This window comes from Thalassospira sp. A3_1, from assembly GCF_017744215.1.
Classification (GTDB): Bacteria; Pseudomonadota; Alphaproteobacteria; order Rhodospirillales; family Thalassospiraceae; genus Thalassospira; species Thalassospira lucentensis_A.
On the sequence record NZ_JAGHQQ010000001.1, the window covers coordinates 522,495 to 540,783 of the forward strand.

The 18,289-nt window shown below is 55.7% G+C and carries 20 protein-coding genes; 7 read left to right on the forward strand and 13 right to left on the reverse strand.

What is annotated here, in order from left to right; genetic code table 11:
- Positions 1-51 precede the first annotated feature (51 nt).
- The 3 genes from J7395_RS02395 to fdxA form a co-directional block, all read right to left on the reverse strand.
- Positions 52-858: a hypothetical protein gene (locus J7395_RS02395; protein ID WP_097052084.1), complete on the reverse strand. Its 807-nt coding sequence runs from the start codon at positions 856-858 to the stop codon at positions 52-54.
- A 92-nt stretch (positions 859-950) separates the two neighbouring features.
- Positions 951-1,451 carry a CarD family transcriptional regulator gene (locus J7395_RS02400; RefSeq protein WP_062948226.1) on the reverse strand — a complete coding sequence of 167 codons (501 nt, stop codon included), beginning with the start codon at positions 1,449-1,451 and terminating at the stop codon, positions 951-953.
- 297 nt (positions 1,452-1,748) lie between these two features.
- The gene (fdxA, locus tag J7395_RS02405; protein WP_007090191.1) at positions 1,749-2,084 is read right to left on the reverse strand and encodes a ferredoxin FdxA; all 336 of its coding nucleotides are present in this window, start codon (positions 2,082-2,084) and stop codon (positions 1,749-1,751) included.
- A gap of 372 nt (positions 2,085-2,456) precedes the next feature.
- Here fdxA and J7395_RS02410 point away from each other — a divergent pair, with 372 nt between their 5' ends.
- From J7395_RS02410 to J7395_RS02430, 5 genes are all read left to right on the forward strand, one after another.
- Complete coding sequence (locus J7395_RS02410) at positions 2,457-4,886, forward strand: EAL domain-containing protein (RefSeq protein WP_209220419.1); 2,430 nt, start codon at positions 2,457-2,459, stop codon at positions 4,884-4,886.
- A 64-nt stretch (positions 4,887-4,950) separates the two neighbouring features.
- Entirely contained in the window at positions 4,951-5,325 is a 375-nt protein-coding gene (locus J7395_RS02415; protein ID WP_062948228.1) for a response regulator, read from the forward strand.
- The gene (locus tag J7395_RS02420; protein ID WP_062961214.1) at positions 5,322-5,948 is read left to right on the forward strand and encodes a chemotaxis protein CheC; all 627 of its coding nucleotides are present in this window, start codon (positions 5,322-5,324) and stop codon (positions 5,946-5,948) included. The genes J7395_RS02415 and J7395_RS02420 overlap by 4 nt, the downstream gene beginning before the upstream one ends.
- 14 nt (positions 5,949-5,962) lie before the next feature.
- On the forward strand, positions 5,963-7,564 hold the full coding sequence (locus J7395_RS02425; RefSeq protein WP_062948232.1) for an ATP-binding protein: 1,602 nt from the start codon (positions 5,963-5,965) through the stop codon (positions 7,562-7,564).
- A 37-nt stretch (positions 7,565-7,601) separates the two neighbouring features.
- Positions 7,602-7,982 carry a MerR family DNA-binding transcriptional regulator gene (locus J7395_RS02430; protein WP_209220420.1) on the forward strand — a complete coding sequence of 127 codons (381 nt, stop codon included), beginning with the start codon at positions 7,602-7,604 and terminating at the stop codon, positions 7,980-7,982.
- Positions 7,983-8,009: 27 nt separating this feature from the next.
- Here J7395_RS02430 and J7395_RS02435 read toward each other — a convergent pair whose 3' ends face one another.
- Entirely contained in the window at positions 8,010-8,420 is a 411-nt protein-coding gene (locus J7395_RS02435) for a YbaN family protein (RefSeq protein ID WP_062948236.1), read from the reverse strand.
- A gap of 164 nt (positions 8,421-8,584) precedes the next feature.
- On the opposite strand from J7395_RS02435, the gene arfB reads away from it, so the two are divergent.
- Complete coding sequence (gene arfB, locus J7395_RS02440; RefSeq protein WP_062948238.1) at positions 8,585-9,001, forward strand: alternative ribosome rescue aminoacyl-tRNA hydrolase ArfB; 417 nt, start codon at positions 8,585-8,587, stop codon at positions 8,999-9,001.
- A gap of 14 nt (positions 9,002-9,015) precedes the next feature.
- On the opposite strand, the gene J7395_RS02445 is transcribed toward arfB, so the two are convergent.
- Positions 9,016-9,609, reverse strand: a complete 594-nt coding sequence (locus J7395_RS02445) for a helix-turn-helix domain-containing protein (protein ID WP_209220421.1) — start codon at positions 9,607-9,609, stop codon at positions 9,016-9,018.
- Positions 9,610-9,891: 282 nt separating this feature from the next.
- On the opposite strand from J7395_RS02445, the gene J7395_RS02450 reads away from it, so the two are divergent.
- On the forward strand, positions 9,892-10,674 hold the full coding sequence (locus J7395_RS02450; protein WP_209220422.1) for an acyl-ACP thioesterase domain-containing protein: 783 nt from the start codon (positions 9,892-9,894) through the stop codon (positions 10,672-10,674).
- 239 nt (positions 10,675-10,913) lie between these two features.
- Here the strand turns inward: J7395_RS02450 and J7395_RS02455 are convergent, their stop codons facing one another.
- From J7395_RS02455 to J7395_RS02490, 8 genes are all read right to left on the reverse strand, one after another.
- Positions 10,914-11,528: a ribonuclease HII gene (locus tag J7395_RS02455; RefSeq protein ID WP_209220423.1), complete on the reverse strand. Its 615-nt coding sequence runs from the start codon at positions 11,526-11,528 to the stop codon at positions 10,914-10,916.
- Positions 11,529-11,585: 57 nt separating this feature from the next.
- Positions 11,586-12,101, reverse strand: a complete 516-nt coding sequence (locus J7395_RS02460) for a GNAT family N-acetyltransferase (protein ID WP_209220424.1) — start codon at positions 12,099-12,101, stop codon at positions 11,586-11,588.
- Between the two features lie 72 nt (positions 12,102-12,173).
- Positions 12,174-12,578, reverse strand: coding sequence for a Na+/H+ antiporter subunit G (locus J7395_RS02465; protein ID WP_062961220.1), 405 nt, complete (start codon positions 12,576-12,578; stop codon positions 12,174-12,176).
- An 11-nt stretch (positions 12,579-12,589) separates the two neighbouring features.
- Positions 12,590-12,859, reverse strand: coding sequence for a K+/H+ antiporter subunit F (locus tag J7395_RS02470; RefSeq protein ID WP_062948248.1), 270 nt, complete (start codon positions 12,857-12,859; stop codon positions 12,590-12,592).
- On the reverse strand, positions 12,856-13,350 hold the full coding sequence (locus tag J7395_RS02475) for a Na+/H+ antiporter subunit E (protein WP_231858121.1): 495 nt from the start codon (positions 13,348-13,350) through the stop codon (positions 12,856-12,858). Before J7395_RS02475 ends, J7395_RS02470 begins: the two co-directional genes overlap by 4 nt.
- Before the next feature lie 20 nt (positions 13,351-13,370).
- Positions 13,371-14,906, reverse strand: coding sequence for a monovalent cation/H+ antiporter subunit D (locus J7395_RS02480; protein WP_209220425.1), 1,536 nt, complete (start codon positions 14,904-14,906; stop codon positions 13,371-13,373).
- Positions 14,906-15,262 (reverse strand): Na+/H+ antiporter subunit C, encoded by a 357-nt coding sequence (locus tag J7395_RS02485; RefSeq protein ID WP_062948254.1) that lies wholly within the window; start codon positions 15,260-15,262, stop codon positions 14,906-14,908. The genes J7395_RS02480 and J7395_RS02485 overlap by 1 nt, the downstream gene beginning before the upstream one ends.
- A gap of 4 nt (positions 15,263-15,266) precedes the next feature.
- Positions 15,267-18,137: a monovalent cation/H+ antiporter subunit A gene (locus J7395_RS02490; protein WP_209220426.1), complete on the reverse strand. Its 2,871-nt coding sequence runs from the start codon at positions 18,135-18,137 to the stop codon at positions 15,267-15,269.
- Positions 18,138-18,289 lie beyond the last annotated feature (152 nt).

An 18,289-nucleotide genomic window follows, 5' to 3' on the forward strand; every position in this document is an offset into this window, starting at 1 on the left:
AAAAGGGCAGCAAATCCGGTTTGCTGCCCTTTTTATCTGACATTTTTCAAATCAGCTTTCGATGCGATCAATGATCGTCCCATCACGGCCAATCGCAACGGCGATCAACTGACCACCCCGCCCGGCCCCGCCATCAATCGACAGGGTGAATTCGCGTTCCTGCAGGCCGACATTGCCCGGTGCCGATCCGCGCACGATCCGGCGGCAATCGTAATAACGGTCCGTGATGCTTTCAAACATCGACCCGCCCCACCAGAAGGTATCGGTCTGGCCGGTCAGCGGACGCGATCCATCGAGCCCCGCATGAACAAAGATCAGCGATCCGTCGGTGGCATAGGCCGCGTGTTTAAGATCAGACAAAAGTGAACTGTGCCCGGGCTTTCTGCGGAAGGCTTCGCCGAACTGGCCGGTCCATTGCGAAATCGCGTGCGCCCCCTGCCGCATCAGGGCCTGCGTATGCGACGGATCAAAGCCATAGGCCCGAAGTGTTCCGGCAATGCCGCGCGACAGCATCCAGTCAAATACCTCGCCCGGGTTGGGGGCGAAATGAATCTGCTGCAATTTGCTGAGCATTTCTTCGCTCGCACCGCGCAGAAAGGCGATATCGGCGATATCAACACCATCCTTGGCAAGGAAATAGCGGCGGAACAGCAGCACTTCATTGATGGCGCCCGAGACGGCCTCGGCCGTGCCATCGCCCCAGTAATTGCCAAGATAGACCAGACGATCACCTGCCGCGATTTTACCCCGAAGCTTGCCATGAACGGCCTGCAGCGCGGCAAGATCGCCATTGATCGCACCAACGGTCCAAATTTTGTCCGCCGGTTTTATCGGTGCCAGAACTGCGCTCATCGCCATAACGTGCCCAAAATAAACAAAACCGGCCCAAGATTACCTTGTAGGCCGGTTTTTAAAAAGAGGTCTCTGTATAAGAAAGCTGTACAGACGTATCAGGCAGCTTTCTGCAACAGTTTTTCGAGCTTGCCCGATGCCTTGTCCTTGTCGATCTTTTCGATCGCGGCCAGTTCATCAACGAGACGTTCAAACGCTGCTTCGTAAATCTGGCGTTCAGAGAACGACTGTTCAGGCTGGGTGGCGGTGCGATGGAGGTCACGAACCACTTCGGCGATCGAAACCGGATCACCGGAATTGATCTTTGCTTCGTATTCCTGCGCACGGCGCGACCACATGGTGCGTTTGACGCGTGCACGGCCCTTAAGGGTGATAAGCGCCGAGTCCATCTGTTTTTTCGAGGACAGCTTGCGCAGTCCGGAGTTGCCCACCTTATTGACCGGGACGCGCAAGGTCATGCGGCTCGATTCAAAAGTGATGATGTAAAGGCGTAATTCCTGACCCGCGATTTCCTGGGTTTCCAGGCCATCAACACGGCCAACACCGTGTGCGGGGTAAACAACGTAATCGCCAACAGCAAAGGGCAACTTATCCGACATCAAGCTTCCTTCCGGCCCAAACAGGCCTGGTCATTCAACTGTAACACTATAGACCCAGCGACGCGAAGAGCTTCACACGACCATGCTTTTGGCGAAGTCGCGGTTTTTGACAGGATATAATAACGGAGATCCGACTGCGCGGAGCGAGCCTGCCGAGCCCTTGAACGCGAGTTGCCCACAATAACACAAAGAGCCGGCCTATCACAGATTTTTTCCGTGCGACCGGCTCAATGCAGCCATGCGCCAATAAAATTAGGGCGCAAAAACAGTTGTTTTACAGGCGTTTAACGCGTGCGATCAATCACCGGTTCCCGGCGCTTCGCTAAGCAATTCAGTCTTGCCCGACTTGCCATTCCATTCGTCGGCATCGGCCGGTGCATCACCCTTGCGCGTAATATTCGGCCAGACTTCCGCGAATTTGCGGTTGATTTCGAGCCAGTTATCCAGATTCGGCTCGGTATCGGGAATAATGGCCTCGGCCGGACATTCAGGTTCACAGACACCGCAATCAATGCATTCGTCCGGGTGAATAACCAGGAAGTTTTCACCTTCATAGAAGCAATCGACGGGGCAAACCTCGACGCAGTCCTGATACTTACACTTGATGCAGTTTTCTGTCACCACATAGGTCATGGTGTAACTCCGTTCAGGTTGCGAGGCCGTGATGCGGCTGCGCCCGCGCTCGGCCTTGTTCTCTCTCGGGGATTGGGTTATCACGCACGACGCTTGTGTGCAACTCCAATAAAATCCCATTTTTTTTAGTAGTATTGCTCTTTCGACGCATTGCGATATCGCAGATTTTTAACGCGCATCGGACAGGCAAAATCGGCTTTGGGCGGAAAATACAGATTTCGTCGCCTTTTTCCAGTATTAGAAGCCGTGCAACAATTGCTTTTGACGCATTAAGCACATAGTCTTGACTGTGCAAATGGTCATAGAGCCATGCAGGGGTGTGGATTGGCGGAGGGTAGCCTGAAAACGCAACGGCTCAGATGGCGTGATCGCTTGTCTGTCAAACAGGCACGTGCAGCCGTCATAATCACCCTTTTGATTGGTCTGTTTTTCAGTTTTGCCCAAATTGCCTGGGACCTGCATGAAGAACGCAACCTGATCGACAGGACCGTTAATCAGGTTTTGTCGACTTTGCGCGAATCCGCGACACAGGCGGCCTATGGCCTTGATGAAACGCTTGCCGCGCGCGTTGTATCAGGCCTGTTTGAGTACGAACCGGTTTACAGCGCAACCCTTCGTGACAATTTCGGCAATGTGCTGGCGCAACAGTCACGCCCGCAATCGTCATCGGGCCGCTCAGCCCTGACCGAAATGATGTTTGGTAACAACCAGCAATATGATGTCCCTCTTGAAATCGGCGAGAGTCGCGATCTTGTCGGGCATCTTGTGGTGCGGATCGATACCGATCTGATTGCTGACGGTTTTATCAATCGTGCAACCCGTATCCTGACATCTGGCATTTTGCGCAACTTCCTGCTCGGCCTTGCGCTGGTTGCATTCTTCTATCTGACCCTGACCAAACCGCTTTTGCGCATATCCCAGGCCGTCATCGGCATTGACCGCGACAATCCCGATGCCACCGGCATCACGGTTGCCCGCCATCATGAACGCGATGAACTGGGTCTGTTGTCGCACTCGGTCCGATCACTGGTTGACGGTATTGCGACCTCGCTTGGCAAATTGCGCCAGACCGAACAGCAGATGCGCGATAACGAATCCCGTCTTCGCGCCATCGTCCAGAACGTTGCCGACGGCATCCTGACGATCACACCGGGCGGCACCATTGTTGAAATCAACAACGCATCCTTCCCTTTGCTGGGGCTTTCCGAAGACGAAACACCAAAAGGCCGGTCCTTTCTTGAATTCGTCGCCCCACGTGCGATCCCGCATTTCGAAGAATGCCTGACCGAACTTGCCGGTTTCCAGACGCGCGACCATGTGGCCGAACAACGCCTGACATTGCCGCTGGTGCGTCAGGACAAGACCGAAATTGAAGTCAGCGCGGCCTTCCGCCCGATCCCCGAGGCGGAAACACCGCTGATCACGGCTGTTCTGCACGATATTACAGCGCGCAAACGCTACGAGGAACAACTGGTCTATATGGCCAACCACGATGCGCTGACGAACCTGCCCAATCGCAGCATGCTCGAATACAGTCTGAAAACGGCACTGGAAGGTCACAAGCGCGATGCACAGGGACCGCGCGACCGGGCCACCGCCATCCTGTTTATTGATCTGGACAGATTCAAGCTGATCAATGACAGCCTTGGCCACAATGTCGGGGACTTGCTGCTTAAGGCCGTTGCCGACCGGCTGCGCCGGGTTGTCAGCCGACAGGAGGTCGTTGGCCGCTTGGGCGGGGACGAATTTCTGATCATCATTCCGCGCCTGCGCGAAACACAGGATGCCGCAACACTTTCGCAGGCGGTTCTTGATGCCCTGTCCCCGGCCTTTGATATTCAGGGGCGGCAATTGTTCATCACGCCATCCATCGGGATCGCCCTTTGCCCTGCCGACGGGGATGATTTCCCGACACTGATGCGCAATGCCGATACGGCAATGTATAGCGCAAAGGCCCGTGGTGGCGGGACCTATCACTTCTTTACCAAGACGATGAATGAAAGCGCGGTTGCCCGCCTGGCAATTGAAAACGATCTGCGCGAAGCCCTGGCACAGGGTCAATTCGAACTTTACTACCAGCCTAAAATAGATTTGGTTTCCGGCGGTCTTGCCGGACTCGAAGCCCTGATACGCTGGAACCAGCCGGGGCGCGGATTTATTTCCCCGATGCAATTCATCCCGGTTGCCGAAGAAACCGGCCTGATCGGCAAGATCGGGGAATGGGTGCTGCGCCGGGTCTGTGACCAGATCCGCGAATGGGATCTGCTCGGCCTGCCGCCTGTCAGCATTGCGGTTAACCTGTCGCCCCGCCAGTTGATCGAAGGCAGAATTACCGAAACGATATCGCGCATCCTTGACGAAACCGCCACACCGGCATCACGTATTGTCCTTGAAATCACCGAAACGGTGATGATGCATGAAATCAAACGATCCGCATCAATCCTTGATGAATTGCGTAAACTTGGCCTGCAGATTGCCATTGACGATTTCGGTACCGGATATTCGTCACTGGCCTATCTGAAACGGTTGCCGATCAATTCGATCAAGATCGACCGATCGTTTGTCCGCGATGTGACGACCGATCCCGACGATGCCGCGATCACAAATACGATTATCATCATGGGTCATAATCTGGGCCTGAAAGTCGTGGCAGAAGGTGTCGAAACCCAGGAACAGCTTGATTTCCTGCGTCAACATGGCTGCGACGAAATCCAGGGCTTCCTGATTTCCGAACCGCGACCGGCAAATATCATCGCCAAACAGATCGAACAGCTTTCGCGCAAGGTTGCGCCTACTCTATAATCGGACCTATCCTTGCGGGTGGCGCTGATACCACAAAAACACAAACCGAAGATCCGAGAAAAACATGTCCCAGAAGCGATCCGTCCTGCTTGTCGATGACAGCAAATTTGCCCGACTGCTGGTTAAGGCCTTTATCACCAGCAACTTTGCCGACTGGCGGGTGGATGAAGCCGAAGAAGCTGAAAAAGCGCAGGCAATGGCCGCCGAGCACGCCTATGATTACCTTGTGATCGACTTCAACATGCCGGGCATGAACGGGCTGGAATTGGGCGAAAAGCTTCGCGCGGCTTATCCCGATGCTGCAATTGCGCTTCTGACCGCCAATATACAGAAGGAAATCCAGAACAAGGCGGCGGGACTGGGCATGGATTTCATTGCCAAACCGCCGACCGAAGAAAAGATTTGCGATTATCTGAAAGGCAAGGAAGCCGGGCGATGATCGATCTGAGCGAGCTTGAACATGACACGATCAGTGAACTGATCAATATCGGGGTCGGTCGCGCCGCCGCGTCACTTTCGGAAATGGTCGATCAGCCGGTCGAACTGACGGTCCCGACGATTACCTTTGTCGAACGGTTTTCCGATTCAAACCTGACATCATCGCCCGAAGAAGTGGTTTCCGCCGTCAGCCAGACATTCGATGGCCCGTTCAAGGGCGAGGCCATGCTGGTTTTCCCCGAAAAGCGCAGCCTTGAACTGGTGCGACGGTTGCTTAAGGTTGATGTGCCGCTTGATACTCTGACCGACCTGGAACAGGAAGCCCTGATGGAGGTCGGCAACATCATCCTGAATGCATGTCTTGGCAGTATTGCCAACGTTCTGGGCGAGCCGATCAATTGTTCGATGCCGACCTTCCGCAAACGCGAGACCAAAGCGCTTTTGAATGATGAGGCCGCGTACGATACCACCTCGGGCAAAATGCCGGTTCTGATGATCCTGCATGTGCAATTCATGCTGCGCCAGAATGACATTGATGGTTATGTGCTGTTTGTCATGGATCTTGACTCGATCCAGACCCTGAAGGAACTCGTGCGGCGTTTCCTTGAAAACTCGCTCGGTTAACGGGCAGCAGCGCGATGACAAAACCCACCTCCCCGATTGTCGATATCAAGGATGCCGCAGAAGCCGCCGACCTTTACGGCAATCTGCTTGATACAGCCGATGTCGGCCTTGTGGTGATCGGGGCAGACCGGGCCATCTGCCACTGGAACCAGTGGATGCAAAGCCGGTCGGGGATTTTGCACGAACAGGCAATCGGTAAACGGTTAAGTGCCCTGTTCCCCGAAACCCGGTTGGGGCGTCTGTGCCAGGCCATTCAGGATTGCCTGGAATTCGGCATGCCTGCTGTGATTTCGCCGTCCCTTAATCAGGGGGCCCTGCCGCTTCGTCCGCTGCCGCAGTTTGCCGCGACATTTGAACGCATGGAACAATCCATCCGTGTTCATCCGATCACGACATCGCGCGGGGACAAGCTGTGTTCACTGACTGTACGTGACGTCACACTTGCCGTGCAGCGCGACCGGCTTTTACGACAGCAGGCCGCCGAGTTGGCCGAACTGGTGACCCAGACCCGACGCAGTGAAGACCGTACACGTGCGATTTTGCAAAACACCATCGATGCGATTCTGGTCGCATCCGATGACGGCAATATCGAACCGCTTAATGCCCGTGCACAGGAACTCTGCGGTCCCGAAGGCGACCCGGAACTGAGCAACATCATCCGGTTTTTGCTCCCCGACAGCAAACATACCCCACCGCAACGCCCGACTGCGGACCGTCTGCTGACCGATCTTGGCACAGGCGTGATCGAGGTTCTGGCCTGCACCAAAAACGGCCGCAACGTACCCCTTGAAGTCGCAATCAGCCACTTTTCGGCTGACGGGCGATATCATTACATCATCACCCTGCGTGACATTTCCCAGCGCAAACGCCATGAAATGGAAATCCAGCGCACCATGGCGGAACTGGAACGATCCAACAGCGAGCTTGAACAGTTCGCCTATGCCGCGTCCCACGATTTGCAGGAACCGCTTCGCATGGTGTCGAGCTATACGCAGTTGATCGCGCGGCGATACAAGGACAAGCTTGACGAAACCGCCGATGAATTCATTCATTATGCGGTCGATGGCACCCAGCGCATGCAGCGCATGATCGATGATCTTCTCACCCTGTCGCGGGTCGGGCGGCACGGCAAACCGTTCCATGCAGTGCCACTTGACAGCCTGTTTGACGCGATTGCCGCCAATTTCAGGCGGGCGGGACTGGGTCCGGCAGGCAACATTGTTCGCGATGGCTTTCTACCAACCGTGACCGGTGATGCCAGCCAGCTTTTGCTGCTGTTTCAGAACCTTGTTTCGAACGGCCTTAAATACAGTGACCCCGACAAGGGCGAAGTGCGGATCTATGCCGGGGAAACCGATGAAAGCTGGAAGGTTTTTGTTGCCGATAACGGCATCGGCATCGAACCGCAATATCACGCGACAATCTTTGAAATCTTCAAACGCCTGCACGGTTACGGTGAATATGCCGGGACCGGCATCGGGCTTGCGATCTGCAAAAAAATCGCCGACCGGCATGGCGGGACGATCACGGTTGAAAGCGAACCGGGAAAAGGCAGCACGTTCTGCGTTGAATTGCCAAAAGAATTGCCGATTGTGATCGCACAAGAAAGCATGTAGTTTTCGTTTACGTAAGCGTAAACCTGAACGGGATGTCATGAACGACAGCTATTCCATCACCGACCTTGCCCGCGAGTTCGACGTCACGACGCGTACCATCCGTTTTTACGAGGACCAGGAACTGATCGCGCCAGCGCGTCAGGGGCAGACGCGCATCTATAGCCAGCGTGACCGCGTGCGCCTGCGTCTGATCATGCGCGGCAAACGGCTTGGCTTTTCGCTTAAGGAAATCCGTGATCTGCTGGACCTGTATGATACGGACCGCAGCGAAATCATGCAGCTGACCATCCTTGTCGACAAGATCAATGAGCGCCGCGATACCCTGCGCAAACAGCGTCAGGATATCGACGCGACACTCGATGAACTCAATAAGCTCGAAGAAACCTGTCAGGAAGAATTGACCCGTAAATCGGGCTAAGCGGCAATACCTCAACACCCGACAGCATCAGACGCCTGTGCCCGGCTCCCCGCCCTGTGTTACCGGGATGGATGCGGGAATGCGCGACGGGCGTGACAGGATGAAACAGCTGACCGGGATTGCGACCAGTAACTGGATCATCACGACCCAGCGGTTTTCAACAAAGATCAGGGATGCGGCAATCACCACGACAAACGCCGACATCGCCATGATCTTGGCCCGGCGATTGATCACGCCATGTTCGGTCCAGTGACGGATGGATGGGCCAAAATGTGGATGGTTGTAAATCCACGCATGCAGGCGCGGCGATCCTTTGCTAAACAGCCAGGCTGCAAGCAGCATGAACGGGGTGGTCGGCAGAATTGGCAGAAATGCGCCCACAATGCCAAGTCCAACTGAAAGCCAGCCCAACGCCAGATAAAGATACGATGCCTGCACGTCTTATTTCCTGTTTACAGCCCTGCCCGCCCCTGACAGGGTAAGTGCCTTCAATGTAGGTGGAATGCGATCGATTTTCAATCGACAGCACCCACCGGTTTCCGGGCATCCACCGTACAAATTCGCCGCACAACTTATCGCCCATATTACTTAGACGATCCGCCATGCTCGAAATCTCAAATGATCTTTATCTTGATGAACGCCACCTGCAATTCCAGTTCGTGCGTGCATCCGGTCCGGGCGGCCAGAACGTCAATAAAGTATCGACCGCGGTACAAATGCGCGTGCGCATCGATGATCTGACGGAATTGCCGCAACGCGTGCGTGATCGCCTGCGCGAACTGGCAGGCAGCAAGCTGACCAATGACGGGGAAATCATCTTTGACGCGCAGCGTTTCCGCACACAGGAACGCAACAAGCAGGACGCGATAGAACGGCTTCTGGCGCTGCTGCGCAAAGCCGCCGAACGCAAAAAGTTCCGCGTCAAAACCCGCCCGTCCCTATCGGCGAAACGCAAACGGGTCGACACGAAAAAGAAACGCGGCGATGTCAAAAAGATGCGCCAGCGACCGATGGATTAGACGGCAAAGCCCGATCACGAAACCGGGCATTTATGCAGCCAGTCATCCATCAGGGCCGCCATTTCCGAATTTTCCACGCCCGTCTGTGACAGCGACTGCCATGTTGCAAACTGCACCGCATGCCGCGCAACCGCCTTGCACATTTTGCCCTTGCGCCGGGCATCGGGAAGGCTTGCCAGCACATCAACACACAGCATGTCGAGATAGGCATCAAAGCCCGTCATGTGTTCGTGAAGCGCCGCAACGCTCTCCCGATCCCGATAGCAATGATCCCACATATAGGCCGTTTCACCATAATAGTGATAAAGCATGCTAAGGATCGCAAGGCCCCAATCCCCCGCTGCCACCGACTCGCGCCATGATGCGGGATCGGGCGGCGGGTTAAGGCTCCGCCAATGTGACGAGCACGCATCAAGCAGTTCATTTTCCTCGGTAAAATGCCGATAGACCGTCAGGCGCTGCACACCGGCGCGGTCGGCAATCGCGCTGATGGTTGTGCGTGCAGGGCCGACTTCACCATGCAAACTCATCGCGGCCTCGACAATCTTCAGGCGCGTTTCATCTTCTTTTTCTGCGCGTAACGTCTTGTTGTATTTTCGCTTTTCCATTTAATTAAACATCACTGTTCTTTTAATTTGAACCTAGGGGAGCCGTATTCTTCATTTTAAATAAACACATATGATCATTCATTTTTTGACAGCTCCCCAAAGAGCCACAAAATACACATGATGCAGCCCAACCCTGAATTTAACCATCATCACCAGCTTTGCCGAAATGAGCAAGATGAACCTTTGAGACATCCCGGTTTGTATTGCGGGTTTCCAATCTGGATTTGCACGCAGCCAACCGGGTTTCTATAACTGTCAGGGAATGACACAGGATTGGCCGAAATGATCATCGATTGGGACGAAATCGCCAGACCGGCCCTGCCCGCCAATTGCGGATGGCGCGGCACCTATCGCGTGCGATATTCGGAAATTGGGGATAATAGCCTTGCGATGCTACCGGCCCTCGCCGATTACATGCAGGATGCGGCTGGCTGGGGCGCCCGTATCCTGAAACTGGCCTATGACGATACGGTGGATCAGGGCATGGCATGGGTGCTGGCGCGCATGGTCATTCATGTGCGGCGCTATCCCGGCAATGGCGAGGATATCATTGTCGAAACATGGCCATCGGGCGTTGCAAAACGTGTTGCCACCCGCGATTTCCGTCTGATCGATGGCAAGGGTGATGTGATTGCAGTCGCGCAAAGCTTCTGGGTGATGTTTGACCTGATTGAACGGCGCGCGGCAAGCTGGCACGACTGGATCGAAGAAAGGCTGCCAGAGCCGCCCGGCCGCAAGCTGATCGCGCCGCCGTTTCGACCGCCCTTTACCAGCGACCCATTACCCGAAATCGACAGCATAAAGGCCCGGCCATCCGACCTTGACCTGTATGGGCATGTCAACAATGTCCGCCTGATGCAGTGGGTCCTTGGCGCAACCGGTGCGGATGCAAAACCGGACTTCCATCCCGAAAGCATCGATATCCAGTTCCGCACCGAATGCCGGGTCCAGGAACGGGTCACGGTGTGCCAGAAGGACGGATTTGCCGCGATTACACGTGACGGAGACGGTGTTGATCTGGTGCGTGCGCATGTTGTAATGCGAAACGAAGTCGCTTTTGCCTAATCACCACATCGACTGGAGTTCAGCAGCCAGCCATGTATTACTTGCCATTTGTGAGCTGAAGATCGGAAATCGAGCAACTCCGGGTGAGTAAGCTCTATGTGACGAAAGAACAAAAGCGCGTCCGTTCCTGTTGGCGTCTGATCAGGGAAATGATCACTTTTCCAACTGTCGAAAGCCCGCAGTATTAATATCTTCGCCTGATCTTTTCTCATGATGCTGATGTGTCCTGAAATGTTCAGCTAACTTCTTAATACTAACAATTCGGCAATCGGCCTGAAACTGCGGCGGTGATGCAGGGTTGGGCCAACAATGCCAAGCCCGTCCATATGCTTTTTCACCCCATAACCGGCATTGCCATCCCAGCCGAAATGCGGATAGCGCACGGCAAGGCGGGTCATGGCGCGGTCGCGCACGACCTTGGCAACGATGGATGCCGCCGCGATGGACAATGACCTGCCATCACCCTTGATGACCGTTTCGACCGCACAGGGCAGCCCCGGGTCACGATTGCCGTCAACCAGCGCCTGATCGGGACATTGCGGCAGGCGCGCCACCGCACGGCGCATGGCGACATATGTTGCCTGCAGGATATTGATCCGGTCGATCTCGCGGACAGATGCCGCACCGATGCCAACCTCGGCACAGCCCATGATCAGCTCAAACAGAAAGTCGCGTTTCTTGACCGAAAGCTTTTTGGAATCGTTAAGTTCCCCCAGAAGGACTTCCGGCAACCGTTCATCGCGCGGCAGAATAACGGCCGCCGCAACCACCGGCCCGGCCAACGGCCCACGACCGACCTCATCAATCCCGGCGATCCGCCCGCAATACTGATCTTCGATGCTGAAATCCGGCATGTGAAACGCGTTCCTCCTGCCCCTTGTCATAACAAGATCAGGGGCAGATCGGCAATGTCATCTATGAGGACGTTTTGCAAAATCATCCGCCGTGATCGCATATTGCACGATATCGTTGTCGTCCTTGTGAGGACACATGCCGATCTTTCGCGCCACCGCAAGTGACCCGATATTCCGGGCATCGATACAGGCAATGAAACCGGGCAGTTTCATTTTTTCAAACCCATGCGCCAACAGGGCATTGGCGGCCTCGGATGCATATCCCCTGCCCCAGAAAGCCGGTTTCAGACGCCAGCCGATTTCGATCTCGGGTCCAACCGCATCCTCGGGGATCAGCAGAACCCAGCCAATGAAACGATCCGGTTCCGTTTTTAAAAACAGCGACCAGTATCCAAGCCCCGGCCCGTAATCCATGGTGATGCGATCATGGATAAAGGCACGATGTTCGGTTTCGTCGGCCCATGGCCCCTGAACAAAGTCGGTCACACCGGGTTCACGATCCATCGCAAAGCAGTCTTCAAGATCATCCAGTGTTCGCGGACGCAGCCAAAGCCGTTCGGTTTCAAGGATCATGCGGTTTTCCTGTTAACAGCATACCAAAACGGCACCGCATGAACGGTGCCGTTTGCAAATCTCCACCCGTGTTCACTTCTGATCGGGTTTGTATTCTTCGCTGGGGTCATAGCCATCCGGGCCAACCGGATCAAACGTTGCCCAGCCTTCGTCCTGACCGCTTTTCGGAAGGTCCGCGTGCGGATCGACATGACGCAGCAAATAGGCCTTGGCGATCAGGTTTGCGGTGATCGGTGCCGTCAGGAACAGGAACAGCGTGATCAGCAATTCATGAATGGTGAAATGCCCGCGTTCGATCCAGAAGAACAGCATCGATGCGATCAGGATTCCGCCAACGCCAACCGTGGTTGCCTTGGTCGGCGCATGAAGCCGCGGCAGCAATTCGCGCAGTTTGAGCATCCCGAACGACCCGATCAGCAGGAACAATCCGCCAATCACGATCAAAACGGAAATGACGAGTTCGGCAATAAACGGCATCGTCTCTCTCCCTATTCGATGATGTCGCCGCGCAAGACGAACTTGCAATAGGCAACGGTGGAGACAAAGCCGAACATGGCAAACAGAAGCGCCCCTTCGAAATACATCGAGGTTGCGCGGCTGATCCCGTACAGCACCAGAAGGGCGATGGCGTTGATCGCCATGGTATCGACGGCCAGAACACGGTCCGCGATGGTCGGTCCCTTCGAAAGCCGCCAAAGGTTCATCAACAGGGCGACCGCCACACAGATAAAGCCGAAATTCAGTGCATATTCGATCATTCGAAAATCTCCTTCAGACGGCCTTCATAGCGGGTCTTGATATCATCAACCACGCCCTGCGGGTCCGGCGCATGCAGGCAATGCACCAGAAGGCTTTTGGCATCGGCACTCAGATCAATGGTCACGGTGCCCGGCGTCATGGTGATCGTCCCCGCAAGGGTCGTGATCGCCTCGGGCGAGGTCAGATCAAGCGGAACGACAACGCATTTCGTTTCAAGGCTTTCGGCCTTGCGAAACAGGATCAATCCGGCAACGACAACATTCGCCACCAGAATATCCCACAACACGATCAGGCCGTATTCGCAGATCGCATAGGCATTGCCGACCTTTGGCGCGGCCGGCCAGAAACTTGACGTGATCAACGGCACCACAATCGCCAGGATCGCACCAAAGACCACGGCACCGGCCGATATTTCATTGACCAGCAACACCCAGACAACCAGCAGGGCCAGCGACAGAAGCGGGTGGGGAAGACAACGTTTCAACATCATCACTATCCTTTCATCACCGCTTACTGGCCAGGCTGTGTGGCGGGTATTTCACCCAGCACAGCCCGGATGTAATCCGTGGTGTCAAACAACTGCGCTGCCGTGCCCTGCAGGTAATCCGTGATCGGTGCGGCAAACACCGTCAGGGCAACAAGCGCACAAAGCATTCCGCAGGCGGCAACGATCGGAAGAACCGGCCAATTTGCCCCCTCGACCTCGATCACACCTTCGGCCGAGGCACTTTTCCAGAACAGGACACTGCCTGCACGGCCAAAACCGACAATGCACATCAGCGACGTCACAAGAATGACTGACCAGATCCAGACAGACAGGTCGCTGTCACGTGCCGCATCAAGGATCATCAGCTTGCCGATAAAACCGCTAAGCGGCGGCATCCCGGCCATGGCAATGGCCGCAACAAAGAACAGAACCGCCAGAAGCCCCGATTGATGGAAAACCGGTGCCGTTTCAAGTTTGTCGCCATAGATGGCCCCCCGGCGTGACGCCACCAGATCACCGACCAGGAACAGGGCCGCCCCGGCAAAGGTCGAATGCAGCAGGTAATAAAGACCGGCCGAAATGCTTTCGGGCGTAAACAGCGCGATGGAAATCAAAAGCGTTCCCATCGATCCGATCACGGAAAACGCAATCAGGCCGTTCAGCCGCTTGGCCGCCAGCACCCCGATCATGCCAATCGCCAGTGTCACAATCGCCGCAGGCAGGATATAGGGCTGTGCGAGCCATGCCATATCACCGGCATTTTCACCAAAGCCCAGCGAGTAAACGCGCAGGATCGAATAGGCACCGACCTTGGTCATGATCGCAAACAGGGCCGCGACCGGTGCCGGTGCATTGGCATAAGTTCCCGGCAGCCAGAAATGAACCGGTACCAAAGCCGCCTTCACACAGAACACCAGAAGCAGGATCAGCGCCCCGGCACGCAGCAACGCGGCATCACCGGCGGCCACCTGCGGCACCTGGATGGCAAGATCGGCCATGTTCAGCGTTCCGGTCACGGCATAGATCATGCCGACCCCGACCAGGAACAGGGTCGAACCCGTCAGGTTAATGACGATATACTGCATGCCCGCCTTAAGGCGTTCCGCCCCGGCACCATGCAGCATCAACCCATAAGATGCGATCAGCAGCACTTCGAAGAAGACGAACAGGTTGAACACGTCACCTGTCAAAAACGCACCATTGACCCCCATCAACTGGAACTGGAACAGGGCGTGGAAATGCTGGCCACGCTTGTCCCATTCGCTTGATGCAAACAGGATGACACCAAGACCGAGGATCGAGGTCAGAAAGATCATCATCGCCGACAGGCGATCCAGTACGATCACGATCCCGAACGGTGCCGGCCAGTCGCCAAGTGCGTACATTTCCGGGTTGTTGTTATTGGCAAAAATCACCAGCGACAGAGTGACCGCCACAAGGGCAACGGTCGAGGTGATCGAGAATATGCGCTGCAGCACAATGTCATGCCGAACCGCCAGAACAATCAGGGCGGCCATCACGGCAGGCAGCACAATGGGAACGACAATCCAGTGACCCATCAGTTTTTGTCTCCTGCTTCGGAAGGCTCGCCAACCGGGCGACCGTCAACATGGTCATTACCGATTTCAAGATAGGCGCGGATCGACAGCACAACGATAAGTGCGGTCATCCCGAACGAAATCACGATCGCTGTCAGGACAAGTGCCTGAGGCAGCGGATCGGTGTATTCCGTAACACCATCACGCAGGATTGGTGGCATATCGATGGTCAGGCGCCCCATGGCGAACAGGAAAACGTTCACCGCATAGGACAGAAGTGCCAGACCGATCACCACCGGGAAAGTACGACCACGCAGCAACATATAAGTGCCGCACATGGTCAGAAGCCCGATACTGCTTGCTACAAGAAACTCCATGATATCAGGCCTCTTTCTCAGCTGTCGCGACCTGCTGGGCCGCGGCGGACGGATCATGGTCCATCGGCTCGGGATTGATGTCGACATGCTCGGCCATGCGTTCCACCTGCGACAGTTTGGCAAGGGCAAGGGTAACCGCCCCGACAACCGTCAGGAACACGCCAAGGTCAAAGCCCATGGCAGATGCCAGTTCAAATTCGCCGACAATCGGCAGATGAACATGGACAAAGCCACTGGTCAGGAACGGCAGCCCCGCCACCCAGGCCGAAAGACCCGTAATGGCCGCGGCAATCACACCCAACCCGATCATCCCGTGATAATTGGCTTTCATGCGGTTCTGGGTCCAGCCAAAGCCCGACGCCATATATTGCATGACCAGTGCGACCGAAACGACCAGACCGGCGATAAAGCCACCGCCCGGTTCGTTATGGCCGCGCAGGAAGATGTAAACCCCCACCAGCAGCGCCAGCGGCAACATCACCCGCGTTGCAATGACCATCATCATCGGATGGCGATCAGCCGACCGGCGATTATCGACCACCCAGCTTGCAAGACGTTTCGCCGCCTCACCCTGGGTAACGGTTTCAATCAGGGCAAAGATCGAAAGGGCGGCAATGCCAAGAACGATGATCTCGCCAAAGGTATCAAAACCGCGGAAATCAACGAGGATCACGTTGACCACGTTGGTCCCCCCGCCTTCGATTTTCGAATTGGCCAGATGATAGGCTGAAATCGAATTAGGCAATTCACGCGTCATGATCGCCCAGACAGCCCCGCCCATGCCAAGACCGGCCGCAATTGCAATTACCCAGTCGCGGAACTTGCGTCCAGGCTGGCTTTCTTTCGGGGTTTCCTTTGGCAGGATGTTCAGCGCCAGCAACATCAGGATCACCGTCACCACCTCGACCGAGATCTGCGTCAGGGCAAGATCAGGTGCCGACAGATAGATAAAGCCAAGCGAGACGATCAAACCGATGACCCCCACCAGAAGCAGGGTCAGAAGCCGGTTGTGATGCATCGCGACCGCCGCGATACAGGTCCCGACCAGAAGCACCCAGCCAATGGCAGCGGGCGGTGAAACGGCCAGAAGTTCACGTGTGCCTGCCGTATGATCGGGTTCGGCATAGAACCCCGAAAGACCGATGGCAATTGCGGCAAAGACCATAACCGCCAGATAGCGTTGCAGCGAACCGTTGTGCAGATTGTCCGATATCACACGGCAAAGCGCGACGACCTTGACGATCAGGCAGTCAAACATGGCCTTGGCATCGGGCCGCGACAGGTTGGCGGTTACCGACATCAAACCGCCATGGCGCAGCAAAAGCAACGCACCGCCGATAAGGGCAATCGTGCTCATGGCAAGTGCCGGGGTCAGACCGTGCCAAAGTGCCAGATAATAGTCCGGAAGGTTCCCGCCCGTGACCGCATTGGACGTGGCCGCCACCAGCGGCCCGGCAATTGCCGCCGGGAACAGGCCGATCAGAACCACAAGAACCGTCAGGAATGCGGGCGGTGCCCACATGCCAAAGGGCGGATCATGGGGATGATGGGGCAGTTCATCACGGGTTTTGCCAAACCAGACATGGAAGATAAAGCGCAGCGAATAAGCAACCGAGAACAGCGCGCCAACCGTCGCCAGCAACGGCACGATCCAGTTCTGATCAAGCCAGACGGTATGCCATGCTTCTTCCAGCATCATTTCCTTGGACAGGAACCCGTTTAACGGAATGATCCCGGCCATCGATGCGGCCGAAATGATCCCGATGGTCCCGGCAATCGGCATCAGGTTCAGCAACCCGCCCAGACGGCGGATATCGCGCGTCCCGGTTTCATGGTCGATGATCCCGGCGGTCATGAACAGGGCCGCCTTGAAGGTCGCATGGTTGATGATATGAAACACGCCCGCAACCGCGGCCATCGGCGTTCCAAAACCAAACAGCATGGTCACAAGACCAAGGTGGCTGACCGTGGAATAGGCCAGAAGCCCCTTAAGATCATGTTTGAAGATCGCAATCCATGCGCCCAGCACCATGGTCACAAGACCGGCGGTCGCAACGATATAGAACCATTCCGGCGTTCCCGACAGAACCGGCCACATGCGCGCCATCAAAAAGATGCCCGCCTTGACCATGGTTGCCGAATGCAGATAGGCCGAAACCGGTGTCGGTGCGGCCATGGCATGCGGCAGCCAGAAATGGAACGGGAACTGTGCGGATTTGGTAAAGCAGCCCAAAAGGATCAGAACAAGGGCTGGCATATAAAGCGGCGACGCCTGGATCAGATCGGCATTTTGCAGGATCACCGTCAGATCATAGGATCCGACGATATTTCCAAGGATCAGCATCCCGGCAATCATCGCAAGCCCGCCTGCCCCGGTGACGGTCAGCGCCATACGCGCGCCCTGTCGACCTTCGGGCAGATGTTTCCAGTAACCGATCAGAAGGAAGGATGACAGCGACGTCAGTTCCCAGAAAATCAGCAGAAGCAGAATGTTGTCCGACAGAACAATGCCGACCATTGCGCCCTGAAACAAAAGCAGGAACACATAGAACCGCCCCATCGGATCGTCTTTCGACAGATAGAAACGGGCATAAATGATGATCAGCAGACCAATCCCGAGGATCAGGGTCGCAAACAGCAATCCCAGACCATCAAGGAAGAAGGTCACGTTCAATCCCAGCTCGGTCAGCCATTCATAGCGGACCTGAAACACTTCGCCGCCAATGACGGCCGGCGCCTTGGCGATAAGCAGGATCAGGGCAAGCAGCGTGACCGAGCCGGTTGCTGTGGCGCACGCATTGCGCCCGGCCCTGATCATGACGGCGGGTAACACCGCCCCAAGGAAGGGAAGCAAAACAATGAGGGTGAGACTCATGAAAGACCCTTATATTTGGAAAACGCCGCAACGCCCCCAACGCGCAACAGCAAGAAAATTCTGGCAGAAAGTAATATTTGTGCTGAAAATGGTCAAGAAAACCCAAACGGCGCAGTTTTTTGCCTTCAGGTTGTCAAGTGATGCGGATCACC

Excerpts from the sequence above, each read along its gene's own strand:
- J7395_RS02395 (WP_097052084.1), bottom strand. The coding sequence starts at position 858 with ATGGCGATGAGCGCAGTTCTGGCACCGATAAAACCGGCGGACAAAATT.
- J7395_RS02400 (WP_062948226.1), bottom strand. The coding sequence starts at position 1,451 with ATGTCGGATAAGTTGCCCTTTGCTGTTGGCGATTACGTTGTTTACCCC.
- fdxA (WP_007090191.1), bottom strand. The coding sequence starts at position 2,084 with ATGACCTATGTGGTGACAGAAAACTGCATCAAGTGTAAGTATCAGGAC.
- J7395_RS02415 (WP_062948228.1), top strand. The coding sequence starts at position 4,951 with ATGTCCCAGAAGCGATCCGTCCTGCTTGTCGATGACAGCAAATTTGCC.
- J7395_RS02420 (WP_062961214.1), top strand. The coding sequence starts at position 5,322 with ATGATCGATCTGAGCGAGCTTGAACATGACACGATCAGTGAACTGATC.
- J7395_RS02425 (WP_062948232.1), top strand. The coding sequence starts at position 5,963 with ATGACAAAACCCACCTCCCCGATTGTCGATATCAAGGATGCCGCAGAA.
- J7395_RS02430 (WP_209220420.1), top strand. The coding sequence starts at position 7,602 with ATGAACGACAGCTATTCCATCACCGACCTTGCCCGCGAGTTCGACGTC.
- arfB (WP_062948238.1), top strand. The coding sequence starts at position 8,585 with ATGCTCGAAATCTCAAATGATCTTTATCTTGATGAACGCCACCTGCAA.
- J7395_RS02445 (WP_209220421.1), bottom strand. The coding sequence starts at position 9,609 with ATGGAAAAGCGAAAATACAACAAGACGTTACGCGCAGAAAAAGAAGAT.
- J7395_RS02450 (WP_209220422.1), top strand. The coding sequence starts at position 9,892 with ATGATCATCGATTGGGACGAAATCGCCAGACCGGCCCTGCCCGCCAAT.
- J7395_RS02455 (WP_209220423.1), bottom strand. The coding sequence starts at position 11,528 with ATGCCGGATTTCAGCATCGAAGATCAGTATTGCGGGCGGATCGCCGGG.
- J7395_RS02460 (WP_209220424.1), bottom strand. The coding sequence starts at position 12,101 with ATGATCCTTGAAACCGAACGGCTTTGGCTGCGTCCGCGAACACTGGAT.
- J7395_RS02465 (WP_062961220.1), bottom strand. The coding sequence starts at position 12,578 with ATGCCGTTTATTGCCGAACTCGTCATTTCCGTTTTGATCGTGATTGGC.
- J7395_RS02470 (WP_062948248.1), bottom strand. The coding sequence starts at position 12,859 with ATGATCGAATATGCACTGAATTTCGGCTTTATCTGTGTGGCGGTCGCC.
- J7395_RS02475 (WP_231858121.1), bottom strand. The coding sequence starts at position 13,350 with ATGATGTTGAAACGTTGTCTTCCCCACCCGCTTCTGTCGCTGGCCCTG.
- J7395_RS02480 (WP_209220425.1), bottom strand. The coding sequence starts at position 14,906 with ATGGGTCACTGGATTGTCGTTCCCATTGTGCTGCCTGCCGTGATGGCC.
- J7395_RS02485 (WP_062948254.1), bottom strand. The coding sequence starts at position 15,262 with ATGGAGTTTCTTGTAGCAAGCAGTATCGGGCTTCTGACCATGTGCGGC.
- J7395_RS02490 (WP_209220426.1), bottom strand. The coding sequence starts at position 18,137 with ATGAGTCTCACCCTCATTGTTTTGCTTCCCTTCCTTGGGGCGGTGTTA.